General features: G+C 58.3%; 16 protein-coding genes and 1 pseudogene. 8 read left to right on the forward strand and 9 right to left on the reverse strand.

Going from position 1 to position 16,621, the window contains the following annotated elements:
• Positions 1-26 precede the first annotated feature (26 nt).
• Both QM600_RS16270 and QM600_RS16275 read right to left on the reverse strand, forming a co-directional pair.
• Positions 27-770, reverse strand: a complete 744-nt coding sequence (locus tag QM600_RS16270) for a carbohydrate ABC transporter permease (protein WP_283262533.1) — start codon at positions 768-770, stop codon at positions 27-29.
• Between the two features lie 134 nt (positions 771-904).
• Complete coding sequence (locus QM600_RS16275; protein ID WP_283262534.1) at positions 905-1,861, reverse strand: carbohydrate ABC transporter permease; 957 nt, start codon at positions 1,859-1,861, stop codon at positions 905-907.
• 339 nt (positions 1,862-2,200) lie between these two features.
• Here QM600_RS16275 and QM600_RS16280 point away from each other — a divergent pair, with 339 nt between their 5' ends.
• Both QM600_RS16280 and QM600_RS16285 read left to right on the forward strand, forming a co-directional pair.
• Positions 2,201-3,022: a DeoR/GlpR family DNA-binding transcription regulator gene (locus tag QM600_RS16280; protein ID WP_283262535.1), complete on the forward strand. Its 822-nt coding sequence runs from the start codon at positions 2,201-2,203 to the stop codon at positions 3,020-3,022.
• Positions 3,022-3,711 carry an HAD family hydrolase gene (locus QM600_RS16285; RefSeq protein ID WP_283262536.1) on the forward strand — a complete coding sequence of 230 codons (690 nt, stop codon included), beginning with the start codon at positions 3,022-3,024 and terminating at the stop codon, positions 3,709-3,711. The genes QM600_RS16280 and QM600_RS16285 overlap by 1 nt, the downstream gene beginning before the upstream one ends.
• A gap of 71 nt (positions 3,712-3,782) precedes the next feature.
• On the opposite strand, the gene QM600_RS16290 is transcribed toward QM600_RS16285, so the two are convergent.
• The 5 genes from QM600_RS16290 to QM600_RS16310 form a co-directional block, all read right to left on the reverse strand.
• On the reverse strand, positions 3,783-4,880 hold the full coding sequence (locus tag QM600_RS16290) for an ABC transporter ATP-binding protein (RefSeq protein ID WP_283262537.1): 1,098 nt from the start codon (positions 4,878-4,880) through the stop codon (positions 3,783-3,785).
• A 460-nt stretch (positions 4,881-5,340) separates the two neighbouring features.
• Complete coding sequence (gene gad / locus QM600_RS16295) at positions 5,341-6,720, reverse strand: glutamate decarboxylase (protein ID WP_283262538.1); 1,380 nt, start codon at positions 6,718-6,720, stop codon at positions 5,341-5,343.
• A gap of 87 nt (positions 6,721-6,807) precedes the next feature.
• Positions 6,808-8,784, reverse strand: a complete 1,977-nt coding sequence (locus tag QM600_RS16300; protein WP_283262539.1) for a YhgE/Pip domain-containing protein — start codon at positions 8,782-8,784, stop codon at positions 6,808-6,810.
• A 3-nt stretch (positions 8,785-8,787) separates the two neighbouring features.
• Positions 8,788-9,423 (reverse strand): hypothetical protein, encoded by a 636-nt coding sequence (locus tag QM600_RS16305; protein WP_283262564.1) that lies wholly within the window; start codon positions 9,421-9,423, stop codon positions 8,788-8,790.
• A 221-nt stretch (positions 9,424-9,644) separates the two neighbouring features.
• On the reverse strand, positions 9,645-10,925 hold the full coding sequence (locus tag QM600_RS16310) for a metal-dependent hydrolase family protein (protein WP_283262540.1): 1,281 nt from the start codon (positions 10,923-10,925) through the stop codon (positions 9,645-9,647).
• 179 nt (positions 10,926-11,104) lie between these two features.
• On the opposite strand from QM600_RS16310, the gene QM600_RS16315 reads away from it, so the two are divergent.
• The 6 genes and pseudogenes from QM600_RS16315 (at position 11,105) to QM600_RS16340 (ending at position 15,649) form a co-directional block, all read left to right on the forward strand.
• Entirely contained in the window at positions 11,105-11,746 is a 642-nt protein-coding gene (locus QM600_RS16315) for a hypothetical protein (protein WP_283262541.1), read from the forward strand.
• Between the two features lie 197 nt (positions 11,747-11,943).
• Positions 11,944-12,186, forward strand: a pseudogene (locus QM600_RS16320) (oleate hydratase); the annotation flags it as partial.
• A gap of 29 nt (positions 12,187-12,215) precedes the next feature.
• Positions 12,216-12,374 carry a hypothetical protein gene (locus QM600_RS16325; protein ID WP_283262542.1) on the forward strand — a complete coding sequence of 53 codons (159 nt, stop codon included), beginning with the start codon at positions 12,216-12,218 and terminating at the stop codon, positions 12,372-12,374.
• Between the two features lie 127 nt (positions 12,375-12,501).
• On the forward strand, positions 12,502-12,738 hold the full coding sequence (locus QM600_RS16330; RefSeq protein ID WP_283262543.1) for a LapA family protein: 237 nt from the start codon (positions 12,502-12,504) through the stop codon (positions 12,736-12,738).
• Between the two features lie 166 nt (positions 12,739-12,904).
• The gene (locus QM600_RS16335; RefSeq protein ID WP_283262544.1) at positions 12,905-13,894 is read left to right on the forward strand and encodes a linear amide C-N hydrolase; all 990 of its coding nucleotides are present in this window, start codon (positions 12,905-12,907) and stop codon (positions 13,892-13,894) included.
• 153 nt (positions 13,895-14,047) lie between these two features.
• A complete protein-coding gene (locus QM600_RS16340; RefSeq protein WP_283262566.1) occupies positions 14,048-15,649 on the forward strand; it encodes an MFS transporter in 1,602 nt (533 codons plus the stop codon).
• Between the two features lie 125 nt (positions 15,650-15,774).
• On the opposite strand, the gene QM600_RS29660 is transcribed toward QM600_RS16340, so the two are convergent.
• On the reverse strand, positions 15,775-16,170 hold the full coding sequence (locus QM600_RS29660) for a tyrosine-protein phosphatase (protein WP_349307268.1): 396 nt from the start codon (positions 16,168-16,170) through the stop codon (positions 15,775-15,777).
• The gene (locus tag QM600_RS29665) at positions 16,056-16,544 is read right to left on the reverse strand and encodes a tyrosine-protein phosphatase (protein ID WP_349307269.1); all 489 of its coding nucleotides are present in this window, start codon (positions 16,542-16,544) and stop codon (positions 16,056-16,058) included. Before QM600_RS29665 ends, QM600_RS29660 begins: the two co-directional genes overlap by 115 nt.
• Between the last annotated feature and the right edge of the window lie 77 nt (positions 16,545-16,621).

Below are 16,621 nucleotides of genomic sequence, written 5' to 3' on the forward strand. Positions count from 1 at the left end.
AGGGAAGTGCGGAGAATCGAGACAGGTCAGCGCTTCAGTGACGCTCCGGCGAGACCGGCAACGATGAATCGTTGGGCAAAGAGGAAGACCAGCAACATGGGGAGGACGACCATCGTGGTACCAGCCATGATCGAGCCCCAGTTGCTGACCCCCTCGCTCTCTTTGAGGGCCATCAGACCGACGGGAAGAGTGCGCATTTGAACGGAGTTGGTGACGAGGAGGGGCCAGATGAAGTCATTCCATTCATCGATAACAGCGATCAATCCGACGGTGACAACAGCGGGTACGGACATCGGCAGTGCAATGTAGAAGAGCTTTCGGAGGTGTCCAGCTCCATCGAGTTCGGCGGCTTCCATTACTTCCTTCGGAAGTCCCAGAAAGTGTTGCCGCAAAAGGAAGGTGCCGAATGCGCTGGCGAGGCCAGGCAGAATGATTCCGGCGTAACTGTTGATCATTCCGAGATTACCGATGGTGATGTAATTCATCAGCAGGGTGACGTGTCCGGGTACCATCAACGCGCCCAGGACTGCGAGGAAGAGCCACTTCTTGCCGGGGAACGGTAGGAAGGCGAAAGCGTAGGCACTAAATATCGCCAACGTGACCTTGGCGGTGGCACCGACGACCGTGACTATCAGCGAGTTGACGAAGAAATTGCCGAACGGCACGGCGTTCCACGCATGGCTGAAGTTCTCCCACGCCAAGTGGCTGGGGATGATGCGTAGCGGCCATTGATAGATCTCGCTCTGCGGCTTGAGGGCCGACGAAATCATCCAGTAGAACGGTATTGCGAAGGCAAGTCCCACGGCGGCCAGTCCGACCCAGGACCAGTGAAACCGGCGGCGGGAATGAGTGGTTCGTGGCCGTTTCATAGTTTCAGGTGTGGTGGTTCTCGAGATTACGGACATCAGTAGTGCACTTTCTTCTCGATGAATCGCATCTGGAACACGGTGACGCCCATCAAGACGACGAACATCACCATCGACGACGCAGCAGCCGTGCCGGCACTGAATGTCTTGAATCCTTCTTGATAGATGAACCAGCTGAGCGTGGTTGTGGAACCTGCAGGTCCGCCGCTGGTCATCATCGCGATTACATCGAAGGACTGAAATGCACTGATGACTTGGGTGATGAGGAGGAAGAACGTGGTCGGCGACAGGAGCGGCAGGGTGATGTGGCGGAATGTCTGCCACGCGCCGGCTCCGTCGAGACGCGCAGCCTCGAGCACATCGGTCGGCATCGACTGAAGCGCCGCCAGATAGACGATGGCAACAAAGCCGATACCCTTCCACACCGCGACGATGATCAGAGCAGGCATCGCCCACGAACTTGACGTCGTCCAGTGCGGTGAATCAGCACCGAACAGCCCGAACACCGCACGAGACAACCCGTAATTCGGATCGAATATGAAGAGCCAGATTGCGGCGACTGCGGCACCAGACAGAATGTGCGGTGAGAAAGCCAGTGCCGAAACTGCCGTACTCCCATGGGATTTGCGGTTGAACAGACATGCCAGGGAGAGTCCGGCCGTCAAGCTGACGCCGACGATCACGACAACCCAAACCACGGTCAACCGCAAAACACCGAGAAATTCCGGATCGCTGAACAGTTTTGTGTAGTTGTCGATGCCGACGAACAGAGGTGTCGGCGCAATCATGTCCCATTCGGTGAGGCTGAGGCAGATGTTGCCGATGACCGGCCAGTAGGCGAATACGGCAATCAACAGGAGATTCGGGAAGGTGAAGAGGACAAAAAGCTTGTAGCCCTTGCGTCTAGGCCTTCGTGCTTTGCGCCCCGACTCTGATACGCGACTCGGGGGAGCGGAAAGCTCCGTCAGTGCCGGGCGCTGCGTTGTCAACGACATGTCGAGACCATTCTTCCGGGATATCGCTTTCTTGATGCGAGACAATGCAAATCACATGTGCGTTGTTATCTCTTCGTGGATCGACGTGATCGTTTCACTCGCTCGGATCTCCGTCAAATGGGCATTTGGGCTGCGGCAGCAATGTCGCAATGGCCGTTTGTTTTCTTAATTATCCTGTCTAGCAGCGTAATTAAGAAATTGTGCGGCGAAGAGTCAGGTGTGAGATGGTCGGATGTTTCGGTTCTGATGCCCAAGATTCTTAACTAGTTCATCGAGCATTCATATCAAGAAGAGTGATATAAATGGTTCGTAATCGCACCGGCAACAGCAAGGTCTTGGATGACTCGACGATTGATCACCCACACCAGACAAGAACGGCTGGACGGTATCCTTGAATGCTTGATGGCGGATGAATCGGCGTCAGCGCAGTCACTGGCCGCGCACTTCGATATCTCCTTGATGACGGTTCACCGTGATCTCGACGAACTTCAACGGCGTGGCATCGTCCGAAAGTTCAGGGGTGGAGTGAGTATCGAACGGACCAGCAGCTACGAGATTGCTGCGGCGCTGAGGCGTCGAATCGCGCTACCTCAGAAGCTCGCGATCGGCGCAGTCGCCGCGTCCGGAGTTTCCCCCGGACAGGTGGTGATGCTCGACGATTCCACCACTGCCTCGCAGATGATTCAGTATCTGATCGACATCGAAGAGTTGCGGGTCGTCACGAACTATCTGCCTTCGCTCCATGAACTATCCAGTGTGACAGGTATTTCCGTGACTGCGATCGGCGGCGATTTCGATTCCGGTCACGAGTCATTTGTTGGTGAGGGTGCAGCCAAAGCGGTACGCGAGCTGCGAGTGGACGCTCTGTACTTCTCGACGTCGAGTGCCGATCACGATGGCATCTACCACCAAGAAGAGAAGGTCGTTCGGCTCAAATCCGAGATGATTCGGTGCGCCGGCCGCCGGATTCTCCTGATGGACAGTTCGAAGTTGGGGCAGACCTCACTACACAGAGTGGGCGGATGGGATGTGATCAACGAGTTGATCACCGATGACGGCGCAGCGGTGGAGGTTCTCGAGAGTATTCGCGCGCAGGGTGTTGTGGTGCGCACCGTTCCATCGATTGACTATGTGGATACACACGAAGAAAGGAAGTCCTGATGTTGCAAGCGGTCTTCTGGGATATGGACGGCACTCTGGTTGATACCGAGCCGAGTTGGCATGCGGCAGAACGAGCCTTGCTGTCGCGGTACAACGTGGAGTGGAGTGACGAGCAAGCTCTTGCGCTGGTAGGGAATGCCTTACCGGATTCTGCAGAGGTGCTCCAATCGGCGGGTGCGGATCTGTCGATCCGCGAGATCGTCGACGAATTGGTCGCAGCGGTTGTAGCGGGAGTGCGTGAGTCGATTGAATGGCGTCCAGGCGCCCGTGAGTTGTTGGCGCAGCTTCGTGAGGCCGGCATCCCGTGTGTGCTGGTGACGATGAGTGAAGCGCCGCTGGCGGAGGCTGTAGTGAGCGCGCTACCGCCAGAGACATTTTCGCTCATGATCACGGGCGACATGGTCGAGCGAGGCAAGCCTCATCCAGAGCCGTATCTGCGTGCGATGAAGGAACTTTCCATTCTGGAAGGTCCGATTTCGATGGATCGCATTGTGGCGATCGAGGATTCGATTCCGGGGTTGGCTTCGGCGAGCGCAGCGGGTGCAGTCGTGTTGGGTGTCCCCAACATGGTGAGTCTCGGTGATAATCCGGCCGTGATCGTATGGGAGACGTTGGCGGGAAAATCGGTCTCGGACCTGGAGGATCTTGTGGCGGCGAGGGCCGAAATGCTTGAGCCTCAGTCCATATAACCGCAATGGAACAACAAGGTCCCGCCGCAGTTGGACATTGCGGCGGGACCTGGTGCGTCAATCAGTTGACGTCAAACGTGCACGGTGCTGTCCTCCGTGGACAGTCGGGTTCCGGTTGTCGGGTCGAACAGGTGCATACTTGCGGCGACGGGGAGCACGTCGATCCGTGAGCCGATCGGTGGCGGCGTATTCGCCTTCGATCGAATTACGAGTTCGTGACGATTTCCGTCGATCATCGTATGGCCGTACACATATGCGTCGGCTCCAAGTTCTTCGACGACGTCGACCGTTACCGGGATTCCGCGGTCGACCATTTCGAATGACTCCGGTCGGACTCCCACGGTGATCTTGGGAGTCAGAGCAGCGTCGGCTACAGAACGTGGGACTCGGTAGACCGTCCCACCGAGCGACATCTCACCCTCGTTGATGTCAAGATCGATGAAACTCATTGCGGGTGAGCCGATGAATCCGGCGACAAAAATGTTGGCGGGACTGGTATAGAGCCGGCGCGGTGTGTCGACCTGTTGTAGGACACCGTCTTTGAGTACTGCAACACGGTCCCCCATGGTCATGGCCTCGACCTGATCGTGGGTGACATACACCGTCGTGACACCCAGTCGGCGCGTCAGCGACGCGATCTGAGTGCGCGTCTGTACCCGCAGTTTTGCGTCGAGATTGGACAGTGGTTCGTCCATGAGAAAGACCTGAGGATTGCGAACGATGGCTCTTCCCATGGCAACTCGTTGTCGCTGCCCACCGGATAGCGCTTTGGGTTTGCGATCGAGATATGGTTCGAGATCGAGAATCCGCGAGGCTTCGAGAACCCGCGATTCACGCTCCTGTTTCGGCACTCCAGCGATCTTGAGGGCAAAGCCCATATTCGCTCCGACTGTCATGTGCGGGTAGAGCGCGTAGTTCTGGAAGACCATTGCGATGTCACGATTCTGAGGTTCTACGTCAGTGATATCGCGATTACCGATCAGGATTCGACCCGAATCGATAGGCTCGAGTCCCGCAAGCATGCGCAGGGAAGTCGACTTTCCGCAGCCGGACGGCCCGACGAGAACGAGGAACTCCCCATTTGCGATTTCCAAGTCGAGTTGGTCTAGTGCAGGTCGATCCGAACCCCCGTATGAGCGGGTTGCGCAGTCGAAAGTGACGCTGGCCATGTGAATTCCCTTCACGGGCAGGAACGTGCCCGACGATCCGAGTGAGTGGGCGAGAGCGTCGCCTCCACAACACAACACGAGTCGAGTGAACAGAATACGGTCACCAGGCAAAAATGGGGTGCGGCGCAACTGTCCACTGCTGGCGGGCCGCATCGCACGATGGTTGGCTACCGATGCCGGGCGCCGTGCGTACAAGCGGAGTGGCGTGTCGGTGGAGTCGGTCAAGGGTCATCTCAAGGATCGACGGGGCTGAGGCAGGTTTCTTGTCGGCGAAGTCGCCGGCTACCTGACGGGTTCGACCATTCCCCTCGATGGCCAGTCGCGTTGGCGCTGATCCCTGTTGTGCGCCTTCATGAACCGCGGGCGGTTATGTGAAGTGTCATGACATTGCGTCCACTTTCATGTGTCATGACACTTCATATGCCGTCGCACGGTCAATAAGGGTGCACAGCGGTGTAGATCAGTGAGCAAACGCGGCCTTTGCCGGTCTGCCTCCGTTGGTCTCGCGTAACTGTTCGACGACTGACGCGAGGGTCGTTACCAGTTTATGCGCGAGATCTCGACTGAATCCCTCTCGCAAGACGATTCGCAGAACTGCCACGTCCTCGGCGTCAGCCGGCATTGTGTATGCCGGTACCTGGAATCCGGCCGCTCGCAGCTCGTGCGAGATGTCGAACACCGTGAAGCCGGGATCCCCGACAACTTCGAATGACAGGACCGGGATGGCGGTGCCGTCGGTGATGATCCGCAAGGAATCGATCTTCGAGATCGCCGACGACAACATTATTGCCGTGTCACGGAGCGATTCCATGATCTGGGTGTACCCGGCAACACCGAGGCGGATGAAGTTGTAGTACTGCCCGACGACCTGATTGCCTGATCGCGAGAAGTTGAGCGTGAAGGTCGGCATATCGCCACCGAGGTAGTTGACCCGGAACACCAAGTCCTCGGGGAGATGTTCTTTCGAGCGCCAGACGACGAAACCGATGCCCGGGTAGGTCATGCCGTACTTGTGGCCGCTGACGTTGATCGAGACGACCCGCGGAACCCTGAAGTCCCACTCCAATTCCGGGTGCAGGAAGGGGACTACGAATCCACCACTTGCAGCGTCGACATGGATCGGCACGTCGGGGCCACCGCCTGCGGCGATCGCGTCGAGCGCGGCGGCGATCTCGGCGACCGGTTCGAGTTCGCCGGTGAAGGTGGTGCCGAGAATTGCGACGACACCGATGGTGTTCTCGTCCACGGCGTCACGTACCTGTTCGGGGGTGATGACGTAGCGACCCTTTTCCATCGGCAGGTACTTCGGCTCGACGTCGAAGTAACGGCAGAACTTCTCCCAGACGACCTGCACGTTGCTGCCGAGGATGAGATTCGGCCGTGTGGCATCCTTGCCTTCGCTCTCACGACGCTGCCGCCAGCGCCATTTGAGCGCGAGGCCACCGAGCATGACTGCTTCGGAGGATCCGACGGTAGAAACACCTGTTGCAGATGCGGGATCCAATGTCAGATCGTCGGCGTGGAACAGGTCGGCAACCATGTTTACGCAACGTGTTTCGATTTCTGCGGTTGCAGGATATTCGTCCTTGTCGATCATGTTCTTGTCGAAGGTTTCGGCCATCAAACGATCTGCTTGAGGGTCCATCCAGGTGGTGACGAAGGTCGCCAGGTTCAGTCGTGAGCTTCCGTCGAGCATCAATTCGTCGTGGATGAAGCGGTAGACAGCTTCGGGGTCCGTTTCGGCCTTGGGCAACTTGAGGGCGGGGATCGCATCGGTACCGAGTCGACCCGTGTACGCCGGTGCGAGGGTCTCGGTGGGGGCTGCAAAGCTATCTGACATCTTATCCTCCAATATGTTTCGGGTGCGATTAGTGGTTGGGTCCGGTCATGGCGGGTTGGCTTCGGGATGGTTGCCGCCCAGTTCGCATCACACCTCGATCGGTGGGTACAGACGTTCCATCGTGTATCGACGGTTGCGCCTGACCGAGAGTGCACTGACAGTCATCGAGCCGAGCAGAATGCAGACAAGTACAGCGATGGCTATCCACAGTCGCGAATCGACGTGTTCAGCGGTGATGAGCTGTCGGAGGCCGTTGACTGTGTAGGTCATCGGATCGAACGGATGGATGTACTGGAAAGGCTTGGCCGTTGTGGGCACAGGATAGATGCCGCCGGCGGACACCAGTTGCAGCATGAGGAATGCCAACGTCACGACCCGGCCGACAGCGACTCCGAAGAGGGCGTTGAACATCTGGATCATCGCCAGGTAGGTCGCCGAGACCAGCATCAGGAACAGGATCGTTCCAGCGACGTGTTTGACATCCAGGCCGACGCCGATGTGCACCACCGTGTACATCGTTACCACCTGGAGGATGCCGATCAGCAGTGCCGGCCAGTAGGAAGCGAGCACCGTCCGATACAAGCCGAGACCGCTGACTGTTGCGCGGGCTTGCAACGGGGTCAACAGCATCCAAGTGATGATGCATCCGACGAACAGCGCCAAAGAGAGGAAGAACGGCGCGAATCCGGTACCGAACGTGGGCGCCTCATTCGTGTACTTCTGATTGAGTGCGACCGGAGTCGACAGGGTTTCTGCAGTAGCAGTGCGCTGTTCGTCCGTCCAGCTGGGTACTTGTCCGGCGCCCTTCTTGAGTGCGTCGGCGAGTTCAGTGGAACCCGATTGCAACTCGGTCATTCCGGAGCTGAGTTGGTCGGCGCCACTCGCGAGTTGGACGCTACCGTCGGTCAACTGGATCAGGCCGGAGTTCAGGGTCTTGGCTCCGGAGCTGAGCTCGTCGGCTCCATTGCGTAGTTGCCGGACATCGGATGCCAACCCGCCGTCACTGAGCAGCGCGAGGGAGGATTGCAGCGGACTGGACGGGTCGGTCAGCTGGTACTCGAGTGCACGGGCGTCGTTGCTGAGTTGAGCGATCTCCTCTCGCAGTGCGGCAGTGTCGCTTTGACCTTCGGTGACGGTGAGGGCCGCAACTGCCTGCTTGACAAGAGGATCGGCATTAGGTCCGAGAAGATCGACAAGTTGCTGAATCGCAGGAGCCATTGTCACTCGAGGTGATTGCGGTAACCGATCGCCCAGAGCGGTGAGCGATCGACTCAGTTGTGATGCCTGGGAACCGATATCAGGGACCGCGCCGGATCCCAGTGCGGTGAGCAACGGGTTGGTGACACCATCGATTGCTGTCGCGAGTTGGTCGGCACCTGTGGCCAGCTGCGCAGAACCGTCTCGCGCCGTGACCATGTTGGTGGAGAGTTCGTTGGCGCCGGAGCTGAGTTGGTCGGCTCCGCTCTTCGCGGTGTCGATACCGGATGCGAGGGTGTTCGCTCCGTCGGCGGCCTGACCCAGACCTGACCCGGCGGTCTGTAGACCCGAGAGGACCTGGCCGACGCCTTGTGCTCCGACCGAAGAGTTGACCTGGTTGATTACTTGCTCGGAGGCGTCCTGTCCGATTATGGTGGCCAGGTAATTGTTGGCGTCGTTGAAGGTGAAGTTCAGATTCGCCTTCTCGGGGTTGGTCCCGTTCGGCGACTCGACCGCTTCGCTGAAGTTTTCCGGCAAGGTGATCGTGTAATAGTACTTGCCGCTTGCCAGTCCGGCTTCGGCCTCCTGTTCCGAAACCTCGTTCAAATCCAATTGTCCGGAGGCGATGAGTGACTTGACGACCTGATCGCCGGCATCGACCCGTTGGCCTGTCGATGTTCGCCCGCTGTCGTTGTTGACGATCGCTGCGGGGATCTTGTTCACCGCCCCGAACGGATTCCAGAAGGCCCACAAGTACATTGCGCCGTAGAGCAACGGCAATAAGATGATGGTGACGATCGCGATCCGCGGCATGGCGCCGCGGAGGTAGCGTTTGGAGTCACTGCCCAGAGAAATACCTGCCAGCATCGCTCACCTCACCTCGGTCATGACGCCGACATCGCCGGCGCCCAGAAGGCCCTGCATGTTCACAACTGCGTGGACTCCGGTGTCCGACGGAAGTGCGTTGACGTCCGCGGTGATTACGGATTGGTATTCACCTAGTGCGACAAGACGTTCCAGTAAGGCGGCACGTTCATTGTCGTCGGCGATCTTGTCGATGCGTCCGACTACCAGCAGCGGTGGGCGTTTGGTGTTGGCGACCGCTATTCGCAGCAGCAACTGTTGGATTTCGGGGAGATCGTCGACGAAGGCATTGAGGTGTGGCAGGTCGATGTCACCGAACGTTTCTGCGCACATCTCCTTGACACCCGAATCGTCTACCCGGGGTACGAACTGGTACCACGGTGAGTTCCACCGCAATTGTTCGGTCACAAGATCTCTTACGGTGACCGACGGACGAACCTCGTCGAGTTCGTTCATGCACGCAATGGCGGAGTTGGCCAACATCTTTGACGGTTTATCCGAGCCCAGCACAGTCAGTGAACCGCCGGACAAGCGCATTCGGCCGCACAGTGCCATCAGCAGCGCAGTGCGTGCGGCACCGGCCTGTGCGGCCAGGATCGTCACGCCACCCTGATCGATGTCGACATCGAGTGGGCCGAACACATGCCCCCAAGGGCCGTGAAGTTCGATCTCGCGGGCAGACACCAATGTTCCTGTGGTGCTGCGTTCCTCGGGCAATTGCCAACTTTCGGAACGTACTTCGACCACCGTGGCCTCCCATATGTTCGGTGTCAGGTCAGAAACGCGCACGAAGAAACGTCACATGTGAGTGGAACTCTCACGTGAGGTGCCTTCGTTGAATGTTTACGCCATGAATTGATGAATTACAGGATGTTCTTGACGATCTGACCGTTCTTGACGATGACCGACAGTCGCTTGGACGGGTCGGCCAGGAGGCTGAGATCCTCGAGAGGGTTTCCGTCGACGAGGAGCGCATCGGCCCAGGCGCCCTTGGTTATTACTCCGAACGGTGCCTGCCGGTACGGATCACGCTCGCCGGCAAGGCGGAATAGTTCGGCATTCCCGGAGGTGAGGACGCGGAGTGCGTCGATGTTGCTGTAGTGGTCGCCGAGGCGGGCTGCCATTTCGCTCTGCCTCGGTGCGAGTTGTGGTTCCAGGAGAAGGTCTGTGCCCCAAGCAGTTTTGACGCCGTACTTACGCGCCCACTCGTAGACTTTGTCGGTGCCGCTGCAGATCTCGCGATCCTTGCCGGCGCGATCAGGATCCGGATAGTGGTGATCGCCGAGCGCGAAAGGTTGCAGTGAGAGCCAGATTTCTTTCTCTGCCAGCAAAGCAATAGTCGGTTCGTCGGCAAGGTGCCCATGCTCGATGGATTTCACACCGGCATCGATCGCCCGGCGGATACCGGTGACGTTGTAGACGTGTGTAGCGACGTAGGTTCCGTAGTCGGTGGCCGCATGCACTGCAGCACGTAGTTCCGGATCGGTGAACTGGACTGTGTACAGCGGGTCGTACATCGATGCTGCGCCGCCGCCGACCATCACCTTGATTTGCGATGCACCCTTTTTCAACTGTTCACGTACGGCAGCGAGTACTCGGTCGGGTCCGTCGGCCACCCTCATGAAACCGATTTCTTCGGCGCGACTTTGGTTGCCGCCGAGCGCAGTTGGACACTCGTAGACGAATCCGAAGTCGCCGTGTCCGCTGGTTTGCGAAATGGCAGCCTGGGAAGGATAGATACGAGGACCTTCGAACAGTCCTCGATCGATCACGGATTTGATGCTGCTGGTGTCACCGGCCATGTCGCGCACCGTGGTGAACCCACGGTGCAGCATGTTTTTCGCCTCGGCGAGGCCGTTGAGGGCGATGTGGGCTTCGGTGCCGCTGACCATATCGAGGTAGGAGTTGGCATTGCCGACCAAATGCACATGGGCGTCACTCATGCCGGGCATCAGGACTCGGTTGCCGCCATCGATGACAGTTGTTTCTCGGCTCGGATCATTACCCACGGGGGATTCCGAGACTCCCGCAATCGTGTCGCCGTCGATCAGAACATCGCCTGTAATGAGTGAGGGCGATACTCCGTCGAAGATGCGAACATTGCGGAACAGTAAACGGTGTCCAGCTTTTGAGGTGGCTGTCATAAGCAGCACATTAACATCAAGATTCGGACATTACGGGCGAATTGAGAAAAGATCTGAGGTTCTGGCTCGGCACCGACTCTCTCCACCGAAGTGGGCTGAGACGTAAGTCCTGCCGGCAATCTGCAGGTGATGTTACAGATCTTGCAAAAATTCTTGTCAGTTGAACTATGCTGCCGCACATGTTAATTCACCCGACACTGCGAATGCAGTCCTGGGGCTTCGTGATCGGATCCACTCTGTTTGCGCTCGGTTCAGCCCCCTACCTATCGGTGCTCTTCGGTGCGACACTCGCGAATATTTTCTTCTTCGCCGGTTCGTGGTTCTTCACCGGAGCAGCATTTATCCAATTGGTGCTCAGCGGGCCGGCAACCACCACGGACTCCGGTAAACTCGCAGTCCGTGCTGAGTGGTTGTCGGCAGCAGTGCAGTTTCTCGGCACGATTTTGTTCAACATCAGCACCGGATCGGCGCTGCACGATCTCAATGTGCGCGGGGAGATGCACCTCGTCTGGAACCCCAACGCGGAAGGCTCGATTGCATTTTTGGTATCGAGTGGTCTTGCGGTGCTTATTCTGTTGCGATCGAACACGTACTGGGCGCCACGATCGACGGAATGGCAAAGCGTGTGGCTCAATACACTCGGATCCATTGCCTTCGGTGTGTCCGCCATCGGGTCCTTCATACTTCGTGACGGGAATACGCTGGACCCCAACATGGCCAATATCGGGACCTTCGTCGGTGCTGTTTTCTTCCTGCTTGCCTCCGCGGTATTTCTCGGCAAGAGCAGTCGGCCCTTGCCGGCAATGGCAGAAGCAGGCTGAATTCACTACCGTTTGCGAGACCGTCATGCCTGTGATTCATCGGGGCTCATCACGCCCTACGGCATCATGGCGCACGGTGACGTCGAATCGCAGCCGCTCACAGCGTAGCTCACGGAAAATTACATTAACAAGGTCAAACTCGGCATTGCATCGGGTGAGGGATTCTGCCGTTACAACTCTGAATAGAATGGGGCACAATGTATTACAGTAGTGGAAACTACGAAGCATTCGCCCGTTTACGCAAGCCTGCGGGGGTGGATGACAAGACTGCATGGTTCGTCGGTTCCGGACTTGCATCGCTTGCAGGTGCGGCATTCATGATCCGTGACGGCCGAATGGCCGGAAACAAGATCACCGTTCTCGAACGGTTGACGTTGCCCGGCGGTGCACTCGACGGAATCAAGGAACCGGAGAAGGGCTTCGTCATCCGCGGCGGCCGCGGTTGATTCTTCTCGTCATCGTGCCCTACTTGACCGCATTCCTTTACATTCTCGTCCGCGGCCGCGGAATAGGCGAACGCCAACTCGCAGCACGCACGGCAACGGATCAGTACCTCGAGAATGTGGCTGGGACGGGCCCGGCAGCGCAGATTACCGATGCGCGTGCGCTGCTCGACGCCGCACTATAACCACCAAGAAGTTCGACCAGCTCAAAGCGAAAGCCTTGAACTGACAGTAGAATCCGGCAAGAGTTGCGTTCGAAGAGCCGGCCTCAGGCTGAATACTCACTGACTGCGATGACGAAAGGTACCTTCCATGAGCCCGGACACCCAGAAAACTTCCGTACAATTGCTGCTCACCCCGCGTAACATCCTCGCCGCGGTGTTGGTGGTGCTGGCGGTGATCTTCATTCTCCAGAACCGAAGCACGACCACGATCCAACTGTTCTGGGTATCCGTGCAGTCACCACTCTGGCTCACCCTCGTGGTGATCCTTCTTCTCGGTTGGATCGCTGGCCTGCTTACCACCCGCCGCAATAAGTCCACTAATTGAACCCGCAGTGACGATGGGTGCCCGGCGTGTTCCACGCTGGCGCCAATCCAGGCGAACGATCTCCCGGTTTCCGGGATTATTCTCTCGGACAGTACTTCCCAAATCTGATGTGGCGCTGAAAAGGTCGACGCCTACCGATTTTCTCGAATCTATGGAAGGTGAAATGATGTGTACCAGAGTAATGTGGCCTGATGCCGCCGGGGCCGTTCTCGTCGGCCGCAACATGGATTATCACCGCGACACCGGAACAAATTTGTGGTTGCTTCCCCGGGGGATCAAACGTAACGACGGCGTCGGCGGCTCTCTCGGTTGGACCGCCGAATACGGCAGTGTCGTGGCCGGAGCCTACGACATGATGACAGTGGACGGCATGAACGAGGCCGGCCTGTCCGGCCACATCCTGTGGCTCGCGGAATCGGATTACGGTACTCATGACACGTCGAAGCCGGCTTTGAGCATGGCGATCTGGTTGCAGTATTTCCTGGACAATTTCTCCACCGTTGCGGATGCTGCCGCGTGGATCATCGAGTCCGATATTCAGGTTGTACCGCTCGGCGATCCGGCGACCGGTGAGGTGCCCGCCGTTCATCTCGCGTTGGACGACGCGACAGGCGATTCGGCGATCATCGAATACCTCGACGGCAAGGCCACTGTCTGGCACGACCGCAAACACCTCGTGATGACCAATTCGCCGTCCTACGACAAGCAGATCGAAATGCTCAAAGAGGTCGACGGGTTCGGCGGCAGCAAGCCGCTGCCCGGGACCACGCTGGCAGCCGACAGGTTCGCCCGCGCCGCCTACTATGTAGGCCGATTGCCCGAGCCTAAGACCGAGGTCGAGGCAGTCGCCGGAATGTTCAGCGTCATCCGCAATGCTGCGCAACCTTTCCGCATTCCTGATCCCGACAAACCCTATGCATCACAGACGATTTGGCAAACGGTCGCAGACCTGACCAACAAGCGGTTCGTCTTCGACTCGACGACGCGACCCAACGTAGTGTGGGTGGATCTCGACAAGCTGGACTTCAGCGAGGGCGCGCCGGCAGGCAAGATCGACCTGATGGGCGACACATCGCTCGAGGGCGGACTCGCAGGCAACGTCTCCCGCCGCTTCGAGGAAACAGTCCCGATGCAGTTCCTGACTTTGCCGTCCTGATCGAAGGCAGCAGGTCCGTGACGAGGGTGGCCGCTCTACTCGGGCAGTCACTTTCGTCGGCACAAACGTTGCCGATATGCCACAGCCGAGTACACGACCGATCCCATCAGGGGTGGACAGATGGATACTGCAGATCAGCGACCCTCCGTTGTAATGGCAACAGAGTGCGCGGACGAAACTCACCACAGGGCGAGTTGGTTACCTCTAGTGCTCGTGTGTTTCACCGGGTTGGTATCGGTGTTCAACGCTACGGTGCTGCCGATGGCGATCAGCGGGATCGTCGACGGCCTGAACACCACGATCTCGAACGTGCAGTTGGCGATTGTCGCGTACGGCGTCTTCGTCGCTGCCTTCACTGTCACGGGCGGCAAGATCAGTGGGGTCCTGGGTGCCAGGAACACTCAGCTGATCGGCTTGGGCATCTACGCGGTCGGCATGCTGTCTTGTTTTCTGGCGCAGAGTGTCTCGGTGTTGATTGCCGGCGAAGCGATAGCCGGACTCGGCGGTGCTCTGCTCGTGCCCAACGCTCTGGCGATTCTCGGCCAGGCATATTCCGGTACGCAACGCACAATTGCAGTGTCGGTGCTGGCAGGTACGACAGGAATCGGTGCCGCGCTCGCTCTGTTGGTCGGTGGACTACTCGTGCAGGCCTGGGGTTGGAGGGCGCCCTTCGTCCTATTGCTCGTCATCATTGTCGGAACGATCGGCATCACGTCCCGCGTGGTCCTTCCCCGGGTTCCGTTCCGGGGGGCCATCGACAAGACGAGCATCGTGCTCTCCGCCGTAGGTGTGCTGTTGTTGGTTGCTGCGATCAATCAGATCGGAACGTGGGGATTAATCCTCGCATCCGATTCTGCACCCGTGAGTGTGCTCGGCCTCTCGCCCGTTCTTGCGTTGTCGGTGCTTGGCGGCCTGGTATTGCACATGTTCGTCGCCCGCCAACACTCGTTGCGCGATGGCGACCGGACGCCACTGCTCGATCCCCAGGTGTTCGGGTCGGGGCAAAACCGTGCGTGCCTGAGTGGCCTGCTCGCGGTGAACCTACTGATGGCCGGCGTGAGCTACCTGCTGCCGTTGTATTCGCTGATGGTGCTGGGCAAGAGCCCGCTGGGTACGGCAGTGATGCTGATACCGATCTCCCTCGCCGCACTCGTCGCGGCGGCTGCAACACCTACTCTGATGCGATTGCTTGCCTGCCGCTGGCTGTTGACAGGGGCACACGTGCTTGCTGCCGCGTCCGTGATCGTGCTGGCACTGACCATCTCGAACCAATGGTCCGGTGTGTGGACCTGGGCCAGCGAGGTCTGCTTGGGTCTCGGTATCGGAGTCGGGTTGAGTGCGGGCAGTGCACTGCTCATGGAGTCCAGTCCTACGTCTCTCTCGGGAGAGATCGGCAGCGCTCGGGGGATGGCGAACTTTCTGGGGCTGTGTACGGGTACCGCCGTCGCCGGGGCCGTGCTGATGTCAGTGCTCGCTCAATCCGCCTCGGTCAGTGTTGCCGACGACCCGGATCTGTGGTCCGACAGCAGAATCGAAGTTGCGACCAGTTCGGTCAGCTTCGTCGCAAACGGCGACCTCCGCGGTCTCCTTGCCGGAATGGAGTTGACCTCGGCGCAACTCGACCGGGCGGTAGAGATCAACGTCGAATCCAGATTGGTCGCGCTGCGCGCGAGCCTCTGTGTGCTCGGGTTGGCAGTGCTCCTACCGATCGTGACGTTCCGGCATCTGCCTGCCCGACGGAAGGAATTGGACTGATTTGTCGCACGGATAGCGCTCCTGGCTGCATACACGTTGTGCAACATATTTCGAACTGGCCGTCCCAACTCGCATTGGGGTGGCCAGTTTTTCGTGGAGAACAATTTTTTCGAAGATGAAGTGGGTCAACGAGGTTCGAGTAGACGTTCTTCGAGTGTGGCGACTGTGCTCTCTTCGACTTTTAGTCCGTCGGCGAAGTATCCTTCGATGTTGCTGTATCGCTTCTCCATCTCGTCGAAAGCTGTATCAAGAGACTCCTTCTCGACACCGAGAATGTATCGGAGTAATTCGGGATCACCTCCGGCGGCTTCGAACTTGATGAATACCGGATGCAGAGCTGGGATCAGTTGCTCATTGGTGAGGAGGTAATCGTGGTAGATATCGGATCGATCAACCCCCAAAATGCTCAGCAATGCTGCTGCCGCCCAACCTGTTCGGTCCTTTCCCGTTGTGCAGTGAAAGAGTGAGGGGCTCGGATATCTGCCGGCCAGACCCTCGAACAGTGACCGGTAAGGGTCAATACGCTGGGCAGGGAGATTATCTGCCGGTAGGTGTCGATCATCATCTCAGCTGCGCGACCATCGCCCAATTCTTTAGTGGCTTGTGCTACCGCAACCTTGTTGTCGATCACTGAGGCGAGATTTGCAGAGATGGCAGTGGTGGCATCGGCCAATACGTCCAGTGCGTAGGAACTGACTCCGTCGAATTGTGGGTCGGGTGCTGTGCTCCGCTCGACTTCTGTGTGCAAGTCGTAGATGGTCTTCACTCCGAGCAGTCCGAACTTGTAGTCGCCGGCGGGGAGTCGGTGTAATTCGTTTGAGCGGTAAACGATTGACGAACGGACTCGCCAGTCGTTCCTGCGTTTACTCCTCCGATGTCTCTCAGATTGGGGAATACGACTGGCTTGTCGGGATGTCCACTTTCAGCACTTGTCATGCGCTAATCGTCCCAGATGGCGGAGTTGTCGGGCAA

The organism is Rhodococcus sp. IEGM 1379 (assembly GCF_030056815.1).
Classification (GTDB): domain Bacteria; phylum Actinomycetota; class Actinomycetes; order Mycobacteriales; family Mycobacteriaceae; genus Rhodococcus_F.